Here is a 16,023-nt window from a genome sequence, read left to right on the forward strand (position 1 = left end):
AGGGAAAAACGAAAAAATATGGAAAAGCTGCCGCATGGGTGAGGAAAACTTATCTGCATGTGACAGCTTTTACTGTATACATTGGTTTTTACTACTTATTGTTTTATCCTGAAAAAGCTTGTATGATAGAAAAAACAAGAATTTTACAACGAACGGAAAAAATGGGAAATACCGGAGGAAAAGTGTGAGGACAAAAAAACAAAAAGATGAGTATTCACTTTGGAATAATTTTATTTATCTGCTTAAAGGGATATGGAAAAGTGACAGGAAACTCATGGTCTTTATGATTCTGGAATCCCTGTGTATGGTAATAACCCCTTATATAGCAATGTATCTGCCGAAGATTGGTGTGGATCTTGTGGTACAGCACTCATCCGTCAAAAAGGCACTGTTTGTGTTGGGCATCATAACCTGTATTATAGCGGTATCCCAGACGGTGGGAAACATGGCGGCCAGAGGGAAGACAAGGTTGTTGGATCGTCTGCGCAGTTATTACAGAATTCAGCTGTTTGGAAAAACACTGGATTGCGATTATGAACATGTGGAAAGTGCCCGCTGGCAGGAGCAGTACAGTCAGGCAAAACTGATGAGTGTGGATTGGGGTCCCTGGTCTGCGACAACACTGATGTCAGAAGGAGCCATAAAAGTATGTGGAGCGGTGATTAGTTTTATCCTGTATGGAAGTATAATTGCATCTTTAAGCCCCTGGATGCTGCTTTTCATTATTCTTCTGTCAGTTCTGAATTTCGGCGCTTTACGTAAGGCACAAAAGCATGAGGTGAAAACGCTCGCCAGCCGCAGCATTCTGCAGCGGAGCAGGGGATATATGAAGGATTATGCCTCTGATGTTACTTTTGGAAAAGATTTACGGTTATATGAAATGGGCGGTTGGATCAGAGCTTGCTTTCGTAATTACAATGAAGCCCATTTCCGCCTGAGACAGGATGTGCAGCGTTATTATTATTTTGCGGCGCTGGTGGAGGCAGTGAGTTTGTTTTTCAGAGACGGGGCGGCTTATCTGTACTTTTTATGGCAGGCGGCTTCGGGTAATCTTACGCCTGGAGAATTTGTACTGGCATGCAGCGTGGTGGCTTCCTTTTCGGCTCTGGTCACACGGGTATCCGACAGCGTGGGGCAGATGGTCCAGGCGGTACCTCCGTTAAACAGGATGAGAAGTTACCTGGAAGCTGCAGACGAACCCGATCCGGATCCGGCGGCCATACCGCCGGAAGAAGGAACACCGGTTTCTATTACCTTTGAGGATGTAAGTTTTACTTACGAGGGCAGATATCAGGTATTGGATCATTTTAATCTGCAGATTGGAGAGGGGGAAAAAATAGCTCTGGTGGGAATAAACGGCGCCGGAAAAACGACTATTGTAAAGCTGCTGTGTGGTTTTTATAAGCCGGAGTCAGGAAGGATACTGATAAATAATACGGATATCAGGCATTTCAGGAAGAAGGATTTGTATCAAATGATTTCACCGGTTTTTCAGGAGGCCACGATACTGCCCTTTACGGTAGCACAGAATGTGTCACTTAATGAAAAAGAGATGGACATGGAACGGATCAGGGAATGTCTGACAAAAACAGGGCTGTGGGAAGACATCAACCGGCTGCCGGAAAAAATGGAAACGATGATGATGAATCTGGAGGATGGAGGCGGAGTGTGCCTGTCAGGAGGGCAGCAGCAGAAGCTTCTGATGGCCAGGGCATTATATAAGGATGCGATGTTGCTGTTTTTTGACGAACCCACAGCCGCACTGGATCCCATTGCTGAAAGTGAGACTTATGAGTTGTTTCACAGCCTGGCAGGAAAGAAAACAGCAATTTATATTTCCCATAGGCTTGCCAGCACCCGTTTTTGTGATCGTGTGGTTTTGCTGGAAAAAGGCAGGGTGACAGCGAGCGGAAGTCATGAAGAACTTTTGGCTGGCTGTGTGGAATACGCCAAAATGTATCGCGTTCAGAGTCATTATTATAAGAAAGATGCGGAGGTGAATGCATGAGAAAGAGAGCGGATATGCTTCATCTTTTACGATGTCTCCGGGAGATTCAAAAGTGTGAGCCGTGGGCATTGCCAATGGCTTTCGTTCTGGCTCTGATGGAGGCGTTGATCCCATTGGGAGCACCTGTTCTTTCAGCAATATTTGTAGATGGCCTGGAACAGGGAGCTTCTTTTAAAGAGCTGGCGTTAGCAGCGGTTATCGGAGTTGTGATATTATTTATCATGAATGTTGTGAGGGGAAAAATGTTCCGCTGCGGCCTGCCCCATTCGGAATATTGTAATGATCTGATGGAATGGAAGTTTAACGACAAAAGCATGGATATGGATTATGCCCGGCTTGACAGTGCAGAGACAGCCGGGCTGCGGGCAAGAATTCAGAATGACTACGACTGGGGCTGCGGCGCTTACTATATGATTCCGCAGTTCCAACGCTGCTGTGCCGGTGTTATCGGGATCATGGCCTCGGCCGCATTTCTGATTTTGGTTCTCTTTCAGGGCAGTTTTTGGTTAGATTGGTCAACGCTTCTGTTTTTCGGCTATGTATTTGCAGTTACCTTCTTTTCTGCTTCTGTCGAAAAAAGAACCTTTCAGGAAGAAGAAACGCTGAAAAGACAGTTTGATAAAACCAGCAGCAGGGCGAACTATCTGATGCGCGGAGGAATTACCTACAGGGAAGGTAAGGATATTCGTATATACAATGCCCAGCCGTTGATTAAAAGCGCTCTGCGTGAAGAAGAACGGGACAGGATGGTGGAAGGAGAGAGCAGGCTGGAGCAGCGGGCAGGCGCGCTGGACGGTGCGGCATCTGGCATCCTTATGGGAGGGGCTTATGTGTTTGTGGTTCTGCGTTCACTGCAGGGTGCTCTTTCAGCAGGGGCAGTGGTTCTTTTTGCTTCCAGTATATACCGTTTCTCCGAAAGTCTGAAAATACTCGCTAAAAGCCGTAGTGAAATCCTGATGAATGCAAGACGCATGGAGAGTACCTTTGCTTATCTTGATCTTCCCGGTCTGCTGGAGGGCGGATGCCTTCCCGCAGGTATGGAAGCGGGAAAAGGTGAGATTGAGTTCCGGGATGTATCCTTTACCTATCCCGGAGCAGGAAAACCCGCATTGTCCCATGTGTCCTTCCGCCTGCATCCTGGCGAAAAAACGGCAGTGGTAGGAATGAACGGCAGCGGAAAGACCACACTGGTAAAGCTGCTCTGCCGCTTGTACGATCCATCCGAAGGAAGCATCCTGCTGAATGGGACGGACATCAGGGAATATGAATATGAGGAATATATGCGGCTGTTTTCGGTAGTGTTTCAGGATTTCAAACTTCTGGCTCAGCCTTTGGGAGAAAATGTAGCTGCGGCACAGGAATATCAGCAGGAGAGGGTATGGGAATGCCTTAAGAAAGCAGGATTTGCTGCCCGCCTGGAGCGGATGAAGAAGGGACTTGCCACCAGTCTGTACCGGGATTTGGATGAAGAGGGTGTGGAGGTGTCTGGTGGTGAAGCACAGAAGATTGCATTAGCCAGAGCATTGTATAAAGATGCGCCGATAGTGGTTCTGGATGAACCTACCGCCGCTCTGGATCCCATATCAGAGCATGAAATATACAGCGGTTTCCATAGGCTGATTGGTGATAAAACCGCGGTTTTTATATCCCATCGCCTTTCTTCCTGCCGTTTTTGCGACTACATACTGGTTTTTCATGAAGGAGAACTTGTGCAGCGTGGAAATCATGAGGAACTACTGAAAGAGGATAAGGGTAAATATGCTGTCATGTGGCAGGCACAGGCCAGGTACTATGAGGAAGACGGAGCGGACAGAAGTGCAGCGAACGGGGGAGCATAAAGATAACACTTCAGGCAAGATCGAACTGTTACGTATGTTTTCTTTCAAAAGGTAAAATAAACGATTGCCTCTGGCCTGTTTCCGTAATATAATCGAGAAAGAAAATTTTATAAAAAATGAAGAGGTGCCTGCCGGCCAGACCGCGCAGGATAATAGGGAAAAGGGTGCAAAGCCCTTGCGGTCCCGCCGCTGTAACGGAGGAGTCGTATCAGAGAATGCCACTGGGAAACCGGGAAGGACGGATACGATGAGGATACCGGAGCCAGAAGACCTGCCTTTCATGATGGGGAACATGGGAAGAGTGCTCCCCGCATCGGTTACGAGCGATGGCCGGGTGCGAAAAGCGGTCCTTTTCCAGGGGAAGATGACAGATCTGTTTTTTAAACCGGCTTTCGTATGCGTTATGCTGCGGGAGGCGGTATTTTTTTATGCAGGCACAAAAGGCCGTGAACAGCAACGGTGCCGGGCCATGAAAAGGAGAAAGCATGAAACAGAAGAAAAAAACAGGCATATTGGCAGTCAGCTTCGGAACAAGCTATGAGGATTCCTGCCGGTGTACCATTGGGGCGCTGGAGGCGGATTTTAAAAGGGTATTTTCACATATGCCTGTAAAAAGGGCGTTTACCAGTACAATTATCATGCGCATATGGAAGGAAAGAGGGGTGGAAATCCCCGATACCATGCAGGCGCTCGCCCAAATGGCGGAGGAAGGGATCGAGGAGGTTCTTATCCAGCCCACCCATCTTCTGGCCGGGGAGGAATACGAAAAGCTCTGTGCCCAGGCGGAAGGGTTCCGGGGGCGTTTCAGACGGATGGAAATCGGTGTGCCTCTGCTTAACGATGAGGAGGATCTGAAAAGTGTTGCCGCTTTTTATGCCGAACATTTTCCAAGGGAAGAGGGAGAAGCCCTGGTGCTGATGGGGCATGGATCCCGTCATGAAAACAATGCCGTTTATGCCCGGCTCCAGGATATCTGGAACCGGATGGGCTGTACCGATGTATTCCTGGGGACTGTGGAGGCCAGCCCGGATCTGGAAGAGGTAACGGCGCTCCTTCAAAAGAACGGATACCGGAAGGCGGTAATGACTCCGCTCATGCTGGTCGCAGGGGATCATGCCCATACGGACATGGCGGGGAACGGGCCGGGCAGCTGGAAACGCCTGCTGGAGTCCCAGGGGATTCGGGTGCGGTGTGTGGTGAAGGGAATGGGGGAATACCCGGAAATACGCAGTTTGTACATCCGCCATTTACAAAAGCTGGAGGAAAAAAATACGGGTGTGCTTTATGGTGTCAGTGTTGGCCCGGGCGATCCGGAACTGATTACGCTCAAGGCGGTGCGCCTGATAAAGGAGTGCCCTGTACTGGCAGTGCCCCGTACCCGGGGAGAAAACACACTCGCTCTTTCTATTGTCATGCAGACCGCCGATATCCGGGGAAAAGAAATCGTCTATACGGATTTCCCCATGACCAGGGATAAGGAAATCCTGGCAAAGAATTATGAGAGAATAGCAGAGCTGCTTGCGGAATATCTGGAACAGGGGAAAAATGTGGCCATGCTTACGATTGGGGACATTTCCATTTATTCCACATTTTCCTATGTGGGGGAACGGGCGGCGCAGGCCGGTTACCCGGTAAGGATATGCGCCGGTGTCCCCTGCTTTTGTGATATTGCCGCCAAAACCGGGAAACCTCTTGTTTCCGGTTCCCAGGTCCTGATGGTGATACCCGCAGGAAAAGAAGAACTGGAGCCGTATATGGCCCTGGAGGGTACCAAGGTATTGATGAAAAGCGGAGGAAAGCTGGGGAAGCTGCGGCAGTACCTTGCCGAAAAAGGACTGGAGGACAGGGCGCTCATCGCGGAAAACTGCGGGCTTCCGGGAGAACATTTTCTGCCTGCGACGCAGGAAATACCGGAGGGCAGCAGTTATTTTACCACAGTGGTGATAAGATAGCCTGCAAAGTGTGCCGGTTATTCCCGCGGGCAACGAGCCAAACGGATGCACTTGTGCATCCACTTGGCGACTGCCGCGAGGGTCAAATACCACCGCAGCAAGCTGACGGGGTATTTGATTTCACCACAGTTCCTGAGAGGAGAGACGGTTTTGCTGGAACAGTATGTATTTAAAAACCAGAAACGATTGCGCTGCGGTTATACGACCGGATCCTGTGCCGCTGCCGCAGCGAAAGCCGCCGTACAGATGCTGCTGGGCGGGGGAAGGACGGAAGCCGTGGAACTGGTTACCCCATCCGGGCAGACGCTTTTTCTGGATGTGGAGGATATCCGGGAAGAAGAGGGAAGGGTATGCTGCGCCGTCCGGAAGGACAGCGGGGATGATCCGGATGTGACCAATGGGATTCTCATCTATGCTTCTGTGGAAAAAACGGAGATCGGGATCCGGATAGACGGCGGGGAGGGTGTGGGAAGAGTTACCCGGCCCGGCCTGGATCAGCCGGTGGGAGAAGCGGCTGTTAATTCAGTACCGCGCCGCATGATAACCGAAGCGGTAAAGGCGGTTTGTTCCGCACGGGGATATGAGGAAGGGATCCTTGTGATCATTTCCATCCCGGAAGGCAAAGCTCTTGCCGGCCGGACCTTCAATCCCCGTCTGGGTATTGAGGGCGGGATATCGGTCCTGGGCACCACGGGAATTGTGGAGCCTATGAGCGAAGCGGCCCTTCTTGATACCATAGAGGTGGAAATGAGACAGGCGGCCGCTGTGGGCAGACAAAAAATCCTTCTCACACCCGGGAATTATGGTATGGATTTTCTGAGGGATTCCCTGAAGATCGATCCGTACAAGAGCGTAAAGTGCAGCAATTACATAGGAGAATCCCTGGATAAAGCGATTGAAATTGGATTTGATGCCCTTCTATTAGTGGGACATATCGGAAAACTGGTGAAGCTGGGAGCCGGTGTGATGAATACCCATTCCCGCTGGGCGGATGCCCGGCTGGAGACGCTGGCGGCAAGTCTGATTCTGGCCGGCGGGGACGCCGGGACAGCGGTAACGCTGCTGGGCGCCAATACGACGGAAGATGCACTGGATATTTTGATCCGCTGCGGCTGGCTGGAAAAGACTATGGCTGTACTCATGGAAAAAATAGCCTGCCACCTGGAACACAGGACCGGCGGGAAGCTTCAGGCCGAGGTGGTGGTATTTTCCAACCGATACGGGATTCTTGGAAAAACAAAGGGTGCGGATGCCCTTTTAGAAGAAATAGGAGAATAAACATGGTTCATTTTGTAGGAGCAGGACCGGGAGCGCCGGATCTGATTACGGTCAGAGGGCTGGAACTTCTGAAACAGGCGGATATCATTATTTATGCAGGTTCTCTGGTAAACAAAGAACTGCTTGTATCGGCTTCGTCCCATTGCCGGATATACAACAGCGCGCTGATGACGCTGGAAGAGGTGATAGACGTGATGGTGCAGGGAGAAACGGATAAGAAAAAAACAGTCCGTCTCCATACCGGGGATCCCTGTCTGTATGGGGCGATCCGGGAACAGATGGATCGGCTGGAGGAGAGGGGGATTTCCTATGAGGTATGCCCCGGTGTCAGCAGCTTCTGCGGTGCGGCGGCATCCCTGCAGGCGGAATATACCCTGCCCGGGGTTTCCCAGACCGTAATTATTACCAGGATGGAAGGAAGGACACCCGTGCCGGAAAGCGAACAGTTGAGGAATCTGGCGGCGCATAAGAGCACGCTGGTTCTGTTCCTGAGCACGGGCCTCCTGCCCCAGGTGCGGGAAGAACTGCTGGCAGGAGGCCTGGATCCGGATACTCCCTGCGCCGTCTGTTATAAAGTCACCTGGGAGGATGAAAAAATCATCCGGGGGACGCTGGAGGAACTTCCGGAGCTGGCGGAGCGTGCCGGTATCCGCAAAACAGCGCTGATCGTTGTCGGGAAGGTACTGGGGAGCGACTATGAATTGTCCAGGCTGTATGCGGCTGATTTTACGACGGAATTCCGCCGGGGGAGGGAGGATGGAAAGCAAAGATGAAAGCGGCAGTGGTTTCCTTCACTGAAAAAGGCGGTAGATGGAACCGGGAGATTACCGGCAGACTCCGGGCGGAGGAGATCGACAGCACCGGATACGGCTTTTATAAATACGCAGGAGAGGGACTGACCCCTTTTACCCATGTGAAAGATCTGACGGAGGGGCTTTTTGCTTCCTGCGACCTTCTCCTTTTTATCGGGGCAACCGGAATTGCGCTGCGCGCAGTGGCTCCCTTCCTTCGGGGAAAAGCGAAGGATCCGGCGGTCCTGGTGATGGATGAATGCGGCATTCACGTCATTTCCCTGTTGTCGGGCCATTTGGGCGGGGCGAATGAATGGTGCAGACGGATCGCGCTTCTCACGGGCGCAGAGCCGGTTATCACCACAGCGACGGATTTGAACGGGGTGTTCGCCGTAGATGTGTTTGCCAGGGAAAACGGTTTGGCAGTGCGGAACCCGGAAGCTGTCCGTGAGGTATCCGGAAGGATCCTTAACGGGGAAGCCGTGGGGTTTTACAGCGATGTCCCATGGGAAGGGGAGCTTCCGCCCCTGCTGGTTCCGGTGACGGACAGGGAAAAAGGGGCGGATGAGGACCGGCGGCCGGTGTGCGGGATTGTCATATCGGCGGAAGGGGACCGGCAGGTATTCCCTCTGACCTGTTATCTCGTCCCCAGGGATCTGACGGTGGGGATCGGCTGCAGGAAAGGGACAGCCAGGGAAGAAATTACTCGTTGCCTTACCCGCATCCTGGAAGAAAAAGGGCTGTGGGAAGGAAGAATTGCCCGCTTTACGTCGGTCAGTCTGAAAAGGGCCGAGACGGGAATCCAGGAAGAGGCGTTGGCAAGGAGAGTGCCTTTTCTTACCTTCACACCCCGGGAGCTGGAGCAGGCCCCCGGTTCTTTCCACGGCTCCCCGTTTGTGGAACAGACCGTGGGGGTGGATAACGTATGTGAACGGGCCGCTGTTTTAGGGAGCGGCGCAGGAGAACTGCTGGTGGAAAAGCAGGCGGGCGGAGGCATTACCATCGCCATTGCCAGACAGGACACGTCGTCATATTGCGTGTCGTTTGGGCCATACGCAAAGGAACGGTAGTCGCTAAGTGGATAATAGAACCGTCAGTTCTATGCGAGTGCATCCGTTTGGCTCGTTGCCCGCGGGAATAAAAAGGTAACAGTCCGGACTTGCCGGAACGCAAGTTACTTAAGTAGAAAGGATAAAAGAATGTTATATATAGTAGGATTTGGCCCGGGCAGCTATGAGCAGATGACCGTGGAAGCGGACAGGGCGCTGCAGGGATGTGATTTGATAATCGGATATACCACCTATGTGGACATCATCCGTCCCTGGTTCCCGGAAAAGGAATTCCTGGTGACGCCTATGAAGCAGGAAAAGGAACGGTGCCTTATAGCCATAGAGGAAGAAAAAAAGGGGAAAAAGGTAGCCCTTGTATGCAGCGGCGACAGCGGGATCTACGGCATGGCGAGCCTGGTGTATGAACTGGCGGCACAGGAGGAGGGCCTCACGGAACGGATCCGTGTCATTGCAGGTGTGACGGCAGCCGCCAGCGGCGGAGCCTTGCTGGGAGCGCCTCTGTCCCACGATTTCCTCACGATAAGCTTAAGTGATCTGCTTACGCCCATGGAGGTTATCCGGACACGGATCCGCTGCGGTGCAAAGAGCGATACGGTTCTTTGTATTTATAATCCCTCCAGCCGGAAGCGGGGTGATTATCTGCAGATGGCCTGTGATATCGTCCTGGAATGGCGTTCCCCCCGTACGGTGTGCGGCTATGTGCGCAATATCGGAAGAGATGGGGAAGAGGCGGTGGTGACCACACTGGAGGAATTGCGGAATACCAACGTGGATATGTTTACTACGGTTTTTATCGGCAACAGCCATACCAGGAATATCCATGGGAAAATGGTAACACCCAGGGGATACCGGCTTGAAGAAGCAAAGGAGTGAAAGATAAGCTAGATGAAACAGAAAGTGATGCTGTTTGCCGGGACCACGGAAGGCAGGCAGCTGTATGAATTCCTGGTAGAAAGAGGAATAGACGCCGGCGTTTATGTCACCACAGCCTATGGGGAGCAGATCCTTTCCCATGAAAAACAACGGCTGCCACGCACAGCGGGCCAGCCTTATGTTCAACAACAGCTGCCATACACAGCGGGCCAGCCTTATGTTCAACAACAGCTGCCATACCCTGCCGGAGAACCGGACAGTGCCGTCCGAATCCATACAGGGCGCCTTGACCGGGAGGGGATGGAAGAACAAATGAAGCAATATGCCCCCACGCTGGTGATTGATGCCACACATCCGTATGCGGACGCGGCAACGGCGAATATAAAGGAGGCAAGCAGCATCTTACATATCCCTTATATCCGTGTCCTGCGCGCCTCCTGCCGGGACGGGAGTGAGCAGCTTATGCAGGAGGGGCTGACGGAGGTGGCGGATATCCGTGCCGCCGCTGCCTGGCTTGAACATACCTGCGGAAACATTCTGGTGACTACGGGCAGCAAGGAGCTGCAAAAGCTGTGCGGCCTTACCGGTTTTTCGGAACGTGTGTTTGCCAGGATACTGCCGATTCCCGCAATGCTGGAGAAATGCTGCAAGCTGGGTCTTACCGGTAAGCATATCATTTGTATGCAGGGGCCTTTTTCCGAGGAAATGAATTATGCCATGCTGCGCGAGGTGGACGCAGCATTTCTGCTCACCAAGGAATCGGGGACGGCGGGCGGCTACCCGGAGAAGGTGGCGGCGGCAAAACGAGCCAATGCGGCGGTGGTGGTTATCAGACGGCCGGAAGCCGGGGATGGATACGCAGTGGAACAGGTAAAGAGAATCCTGCTTGCAAAGGATGGAAACGATCATGGATAAACAGAGAATCAGTATCATAGGGATCGGAATGGGAGGTCCCGGGACTATGACCGGTAACGCGAAAGAACTGCTTTCCCGGGCCGGTCTGGTGGCAGGGGCGGGCCGTATGCTGGCTTCCTGCGGCCTGCAGGAGGGAAGCACTCCGGAGCGGATCGTGGTCAAGGCCTATGAGCCGGAAAAGATCTGCGCGGCGCTCAGAGAATGCGGGAAAGAAGAAGCAGCCGTGCTTATGTCCGGGGACACCGGTTTTTACAGCGGTGCCAAAAAGCTGCTGGATGCGCTGGAAGGGTACCGGGAGGAGATGAAAGACAGGTGCCGGGTATGTATCCATGTGGAGCCGGGGATATCCTCCCTTTCCTATTTTGCGTCCAGACTCCGGCTTTCCTGGGACGATGCGGCTGTCCTGAGCTATCATGGAAGGAAGGATAACCTTCTTGCCGCTGTCAGAAGGAACCGGAAGACCTTCCTGCTTACCGGCGGACAAACGGAGGAAATCTGCAGGGAGCTGACCGGAGGCGGGCTGGGCAACGTTACGGTTTATGCGGGCAGCCGCCTTTCCTATCCGGAGGAACGCATTGTCAAATGTCCGGCCGGAGAATGGCAGGCCTCCGGTTTTCCTGCAGAAACGGACGAACTCACTGTCCTTCTTATCCGGAACGAACAGGCGGGGAATTCGTATATGACAGGGATCCCGGAGGAATGTTTTATCCGCGGACAGGTTCCTATGACGAAAAGCGAGGTCAGGGCGGTTATCATGAGCAAGCTGGCGGTACGGGAAGAGGATGTGGCCTATGATATCGGCGCGGGAACCGGCTCCGTATCCGTGGAGCTGGCCCTCGCTGCAGGAAAAGGGCAGGTTTTTGCCGTGGAATGCGAGCCGGAGGGAATCGATCTGATCCGGCAGAACGCAAGGAAATTCGGGTGCCATAACCTGACGGTGGTGGAAGGGATGGCACCGGAAGCACTGGCCGGTCTGCCGGCGCCGGATGTGGTATTTATCGGAGGGACGAAAGGCAGGCTTGCACAGATACTGGAAGCGCTACCCCACAGGGACGGCTCCGTCCGTATCTGTATCAGCGCGGTCACCATGGAAACGGCTGCGGAGGCATTACGTTGTATGAAGGAGAAAAAGCTGCAGAATGTGGATGGCTGCCAGATAGGAATTACCAGGCTGCGTCCGGTGGGCGGGCTGCACATGCTGCAGGCCCAGAATCCGATTTTTCTTCTGTGGGGGGATATGGCAGGATGAGAGAGGCGGCTGACAAAACGGGAAAAAGCATGACGGAAGCGCCCCGGATCCTCATAGCAGGCACCGGCAGCGGATGCGGGAAAACGACTTTGACCTGCGGCATTTTATATGGCCTTGCCAGACAAGGTTACAGACCGTTTGCGTATAAATGCGGGCCGGATTATATTGATTCCATGTTTCACAGCCGGGTGCTGGAAATGGAAACCGGGAATCTGGACAGCTTTTTTACCGATGCGCGGACGCTCCGGGCTCTTCTTGCCGGAGAACATGCCGGAAACCGCGGGGAAAGCAATTCCCACCGGTGTGCCGGAAAGGACCGCGGACGGAGGGATATCCGCGTGATAGAAGGCGTTATGGGTTATTATGACGGCATGGGGTTTTCGGAAAAAGGCAGCGCGAGTGAAATTGCGGCTTTGACGGAAACGCCGGTCATCCTCACCGTAAATGCGAGGGGGATGAGCCGTTCCGTGCTGGCGGTGCTGAAAGGATTTTTGGAGAGCCAGACCTGGCCCGGAATCCAGGGCGTCATTTTTAACCAGTTGTCCCCCATGCTGTATCCGGCTGTGTGCCGGGAGGCAGAGGCGCTTGGCGTGCGGGTGCTGGGGTATGTGCCGCGGGTGCCGGAGGCGGCTTTTGAAAGCCGGAAGCTGGGGCTGGTCACACCCGGGGAAATCGAAGGGTTCCGGGAGAAACTTGCCCTTTTGTATGACAGGCTGAAGGATACGCTGGACTGGGCCGGGCTGTGGGAGCTTGCGGAAAGTGCCCCGCCCCTTCCCGGTTTCCCGGTAGATAGGACCAGAGCGTGTTTGGATTTTCAAACACGCTCTTGCCCTCCTTTTTCCGGCGTGAAGATTGGGGTGGCGAAGGATGAAGCCTTTTGCTTTTTATACCAGGACAACATGGATTTTTTAAGACGCCTGGGGTGTGAAATCGCTTACTTCAGCCCGCTTCGCGGGGAAGCGCTGCCGGAGGGAACGGATGCGCTGATACTGAACGGCGGATATCCGGAGCTGTATGCGGACAGGCTGGAACAAAACCTTCCCATGCGCAGAGCGGTAAAAAAAGCGGTGGAAAACGGAATGCCTGTCATTGCGGAGTGCGGAGGCTTTATGTATCTGCATCAGAGGCTTCAGGATGACAGGGGACAGTATCATGAAATGGCTGGGGTATTGCAGGGAGACTGCTACCGCACGCCACGGCTGTCCCGTTTCGGATATATTACGATGAAAGCAGAAAAAGATAATCTGCTGTGCCGGGCCGGCGAAGAATTAAAAGCCCATGAATTCCACTATTACGACAGTACCTTCCCGGGGAATGCCTTTGCGGTGGAAAAAGGAGGGGGCCGGCCCGGCTGGATGGCGGGCGTGGCGGATGATACGATGTATGCGGGATTTCCCCATCTTTATTTTTATGGGAATCCGGAAGCGGCATACGCATTTGTGGAGGCGGCAGAAAACTATGGAAAACGAAGAAAAATCGATGCAGTACCTGGAAACATGCGGGAAGCGGATGCAGAGGCCTGACAGGCAGGCCGGGAAAGCCGGTGAACGGCACTGGAACAAGATAGCAAAGCCCCTGCACGGGCTGGGGCTTCTGGAAGATGCGCTGGTACAGATCGCGGCCATCCAGGGGACGGAGGATATTTCCCTGGAAAAAAAGGCAGTGATTGTCATGTGTGCGGATAACGGGATCATCGAAGAGGGGGTATCCCAGAGCGGATACGAAGTCACCACGTTGGTAACCGGTAATATCGCCAAAGGCCTTGCCAGTGTCAACCGGATGGCCTCCTGTGCCGGAGCGGACGTGTTTCCGGTGGATGTGGGGATGAAGGAGGATCTGCAGCTTCCGGGACTTCTGGTAAAAAAGACCAGAAACGGAACCCGTAATTTCTTAAAGGAGCCGGCTATGGATGACAGGGATATGCTTGCGGCGCTGCAGGCCGGCGTGGAAATGGTGGAGAAGCTGGCCTCCGAAGGCTACCGGCTTCTGGCCCTGGGGGAAATGGGGATCGGGAATACCACGACCAGCAGCGCTTTAGCCTCCGTTATGCTGGGGGTGCCTGCCGAAATGGTGACAGGGCCGGGCGCCGGTCTGGATAAGGAGGGCGTGCGGCACAAAACGGAAGTGATTGACCGGGCGATCGCCGCCTGGCGGCTGGGAAGCGCCGGCCCGCTTCAGGAGAAGGGGGAACAGGCAGGGGAAACGCAGAGAAAGGAGACCCTTCGTGCCCTGCGTACGGTGGGCGGTCTGGATCTGTGTGCCCTGGCGGGAGCCTGTATCGGAGGAGCCATGTTCCGCGTCCCTGTTGTACTGGACGGCCTGATTACCGCGGTGGCGGCGCTGGCAGCCTGCCGGCTGCTTCCCGGTGTGCGGGATTTCCTTTTGCCCTCCCACTTGGGAAAAGAGCCGGCCATGGCGGCTATCTATGAGGAACTTAAGGCTGTACCCGTCATTCATGCCCGCCTGGCTTTGGGAGAAGGAACCGGCGCGGTGGCCCTTTTTCCTCTTCTTGACATGGCCTGCCAGGTCTACCGGGAAAATGCCACCTTCGGGGATTTGGAGATGGATGCCTATGAAGATTACGGCACACAGGAGGTTCCGGTATGCTGATGGTGATCACGGGAGGCAGCGGCAGCGGTAAATCGGCCTTTGCGGAAGAAAAGGCGGTAATGCTTGCCGCGGGAGGCCCTTTGGCGTATCTTGCCACCATGCAGGTCTATGGAGAAGAGGGCAGGCGGAAGGTGGAACGCCACAGGCAGCTGCGGGACGGAAAGGGCTTTGTCACAATAGAACGTACCACCCGGGTGGATTTGGCGGAACCGGGGGCAGAGGCAACGGTTCTCCTGGAATGCATGACTAACCTGGCGGCCAATGAGCTGTTTTCCGCAGAAGAGGAACCGGCGTGGGATAAGACGGGGCAGGACGCGGGCTGCCCGGAGGCGGCGGAAAGACGGATCCTGGAAACGGTGGAACGCCTGTATGCCAAATGCCGGAACCTGGTAATTGTGACCGGGGAAGTGGCTTCCGACGGTATTTCCTATGAGGAAGGTACGGAAAACTATATCCGTCTGCTGGAACGGGTTAACTGCGGCCTTTGCCGTAAGGCGGACGCCGCCTATGAAGTCGTGTACGGGATTCCGGTGTGTCTGAAAGGAAAGGAGATCTTATGAGAGTACTGTTGGCGTCCTTTTGTATCGCTTTTTCCATGTATTCCAAAATCCCCATGCCAAGAGTGGATTGGACGGAGGAAAACAGGAAATATGCCATATGCTTTTTCCCTTTGGTCGGTCTGGTAACAGGAGGGCTTTGTTATGCCTGGTATCTGCTGTGCGGCTATCTCAAAGCCGGGGATTTCCTGTTTGCGGCAGGTATGGCGGCCATTCCGCTGTTCCTGACAGGGGGGATCCATGTGGACGGTTTTATGGATACCATGGATGCGCTGCATTCGTATCTTCCCCGGGAGGAGAAGCTGCGCATTCTGAAGGACTCCCATATCGGGGCCTTTTCCGTCATCTGCCTGCTGGGCTATTACCTGACCTATCTGGGATTCCTTTCCCAAATGGGTTCCCTTACCGGGAGCTATCGCAGGCAGGCGGTTCTGTGCTTCTGCCTGGGTTTCCTGCTCTCCCGTATTTTGAGCGGCCTGAGCATTGTGTATATGCCCGGAGCCAAAAAAGAAGGGCTTTTATATGCCTTTTCATCAACTGCCCATAAAAGGTATGTGAGGCTTGTCCTGTTTGTCCTGCTTGGCGCAGGGATCCTGGGCATGCTTGTTGTCTCTCCTTTGGCAGGAGGGCTGACTGTTGTAGGAAACCTGATGGTTTATGGCTGGTATGGGCATTGCTCCAAAAAGGAGTTTGGGGGGATAACCGGGGATCTGGCCGGGTGGTTTTTGCTGTGTGCCGAGTGGGTGAGCGCTATGGTCCCGGTGATGGCCGGATTGTTCCTGGGATGAGGGATCCGTGCCAGCCCCGGTGGCCGTAAGAAAGGGATTCAAGAGTGCCAAAATCCATCGCCGAAGGCGATTGGGGATGGTTTTTGGCAGTGAC

13 protein-coding genes and 1 riboswitch are annotated in these 16,023 nt (G+C 53.8%); all 13 genes read left to right on the top strand.

Translation table 11 applies throughout. The features are described 5' to 3' along the window. Positions 1-184 precede the first annotated feature (184 nt). Positions 185-2,008: an ABC transporter ATP-binding protein gene (locus tag DXA36_RS10640; RefSeq protein ID WP_118678919.1), complete on the top strand. Its 1,824-nt coding sequence runs from the start codon at positions 185-187 to the stop codon at positions 2,006-2,008. After that, positions 2,005-3,846, top strand: coding sequence for an ABC transporter ATP-binding protein (locus DXA36_RS10645; protein WP_118678921.1), 1,842 nt, complete (start codon positions 2,005-2,007; stop codon positions 3,844-3,846). The genes DXA36_RS10640 and DXA36_RS10645 overlap by 4 nt, the downstream gene beginning before the upstream one ends. A gap of 105 nt (positions 3,847-3,951) precedes the next feature. Continuing rightward, positions 3,952-4,139: riboswitch (cobalamin riboswitch) on the top strand. 192 nt (positions 4,140-4,331) lie between these two features. Then, positions 4,332-5,798 (top strand): precorrin-2 C(20)-methyltransferase, encoded by a 1,467-nt coding sequence (cobI, locus tag DXA36_RS10655; RefSeq protein ID WP_118678925.1) that lies wholly within the window; start codon positions 4,332-4,334, stop codon positions 5,796-5,798. Between the two features lie 150 nt (positions 5,799-5,948). Next, the gene (gene cbiD / locus DXA36_RS10660; RefSeq protein WP_118678927.1) at positions 5,949-7,076 is read left to right on the top strand and encodes a cobalt-precorrin-5B (C(1))-methyltransferase CbiD; all 1,128 of its coding nucleotides are present in this window, start codon (positions 5,949-5,951) and stop codon (positions 7,074-7,076) included. Between the two features lie 2 nt (positions 7,077-7,078). Next, positions 7,079-7,849 carry a precorrin-4 C(11)-methyltransferase gene (gene cobM / locus DXA36_RS10665; RefSeq protein WP_118678929.1) on the top strand — a complete coding sequence of 257 codons (771 nt, stop codon included), beginning with the start codon at positions 7,079-7,081 and terminating at the stop codon, positions 7,847-7,849. After that, positions 7,846-8,937, top strand: coding sequence for a cobalt-precorrin 5A hydrolase (locus DXA36_RS10670; protein ID WP_118678931.1), 1,092 nt, complete (start codon positions 7,846-7,848; stop codon positions 8,935-8,937). The genes cobM and DXA36_RS10670 overlap by 4 nt, the downstream gene beginning before the upstream one ends. A 129-nt stretch (positions 8,938-9,066) precedes the next feature. Next, positions 9,067-9,810, top strand: coding sequence for a precorrin-3B C(17)-methyltransferase (gene cobJ, locus DXA36_RS10675; protein WP_118678933.1), 744 nt, complete (start codon positions 9,067-9,069; stop codon positions 9,808-9,810). Between the two features lie 12 nt (positions 9,811-9,822). Further along, positions 9,823-10,725 (top strand): precorrin-6A reductase, encoded by a 903-nt coding sequence (gene cobK, locus DXA36_RS10680; RefSeq protein ID WP_118678936.1) that lies wholly within the window; start codon positions 9,823-9,825, stop codon positions 10,723-10,725. Next, complete coding sequence (gene cbiT / locus DXA36_RS10685) at positions 10,718-11,974, top strand: precorrin-6Y C5,15-methyltransferase (decarboxylating) subunit CbiT (RefSeq protein ID WP_182479007.1); 1,257 nt, start codon at positions 10,718-10,720, stop codon at positions 11,972-11,974. The genes cobK and cbiT overlap by 8 nt, the downstream gene beginning before the upstream one ends. Further along, positions 11,971-13,497, top strand: a complete 1,527-nt coding sequence (locus DXA36_RS10690; RefSeq protein ID WP_243114610.1) for a cobyrinate a,c-diamide synthase — start codon at positions 11,971-11,973, stop codon at positions 13,495-13,497. The genes cbiT and DXA36_RS10690 overlap by 4 nt, the downstream gene beginning before the upstream one ends. Next, positions 13,433-14,584, top strand: a complete 1,152-nt coding sequence (locus DXA36_RS10695) for a nicotinate-nucleotide--dimethylbenzimidazole phosphoribosyltransferase (RefSeq protein ID WP_243114611.1) — start codon at positions 13,433-13,435, stop codon at positions 14,582-14,584. The genes DXA36_RS10690 and DXA36_RS10695 overlap by 65 nt, the downstream gene beginning before the upstream one ends. Next, positions 14,578-15,144, top strand: coding sequence for a bifunctional adenosylcobinamide kinase/adenosylcobinamide-phosphate guanylyltransferase (locus tag DXA36_RS10700; RefSeq protein WP_118678940.1), 567 nt, complete (start codon positions 14,578-14,580; stop codon positions 15,142-15,144). The genes DXA36_RS10695 and DXA36_RS10700 overlap by 7 nt, the downstream gene beginning before the upstream one ends. Further along, entirely contained in the window at positions 15,141-15,929 is a 789-nt protein-coding gene (locus DXA36_RS10705) for an adenosylcobinamide-GDP ribazoletransferase (protein WP_118678942.1), read from the top strand. The genes DXA36_RS10700 and DXA36_RS10705 overlap by 4 nt, the downstream gene beginning before the upstream one ends. The last annotated feature ends 94 nt before the right edge of the window (positions 15,930-16,023 follow it).

This window comes from Eisenbergiella sp. OF01-20, assembly GCF_003478085.1.
Taxonomy (GTDB): Bacteria; Bacillota; Clostridia; order Lachnospirales; family Lachnospiraceae; genus Eisenbergiella.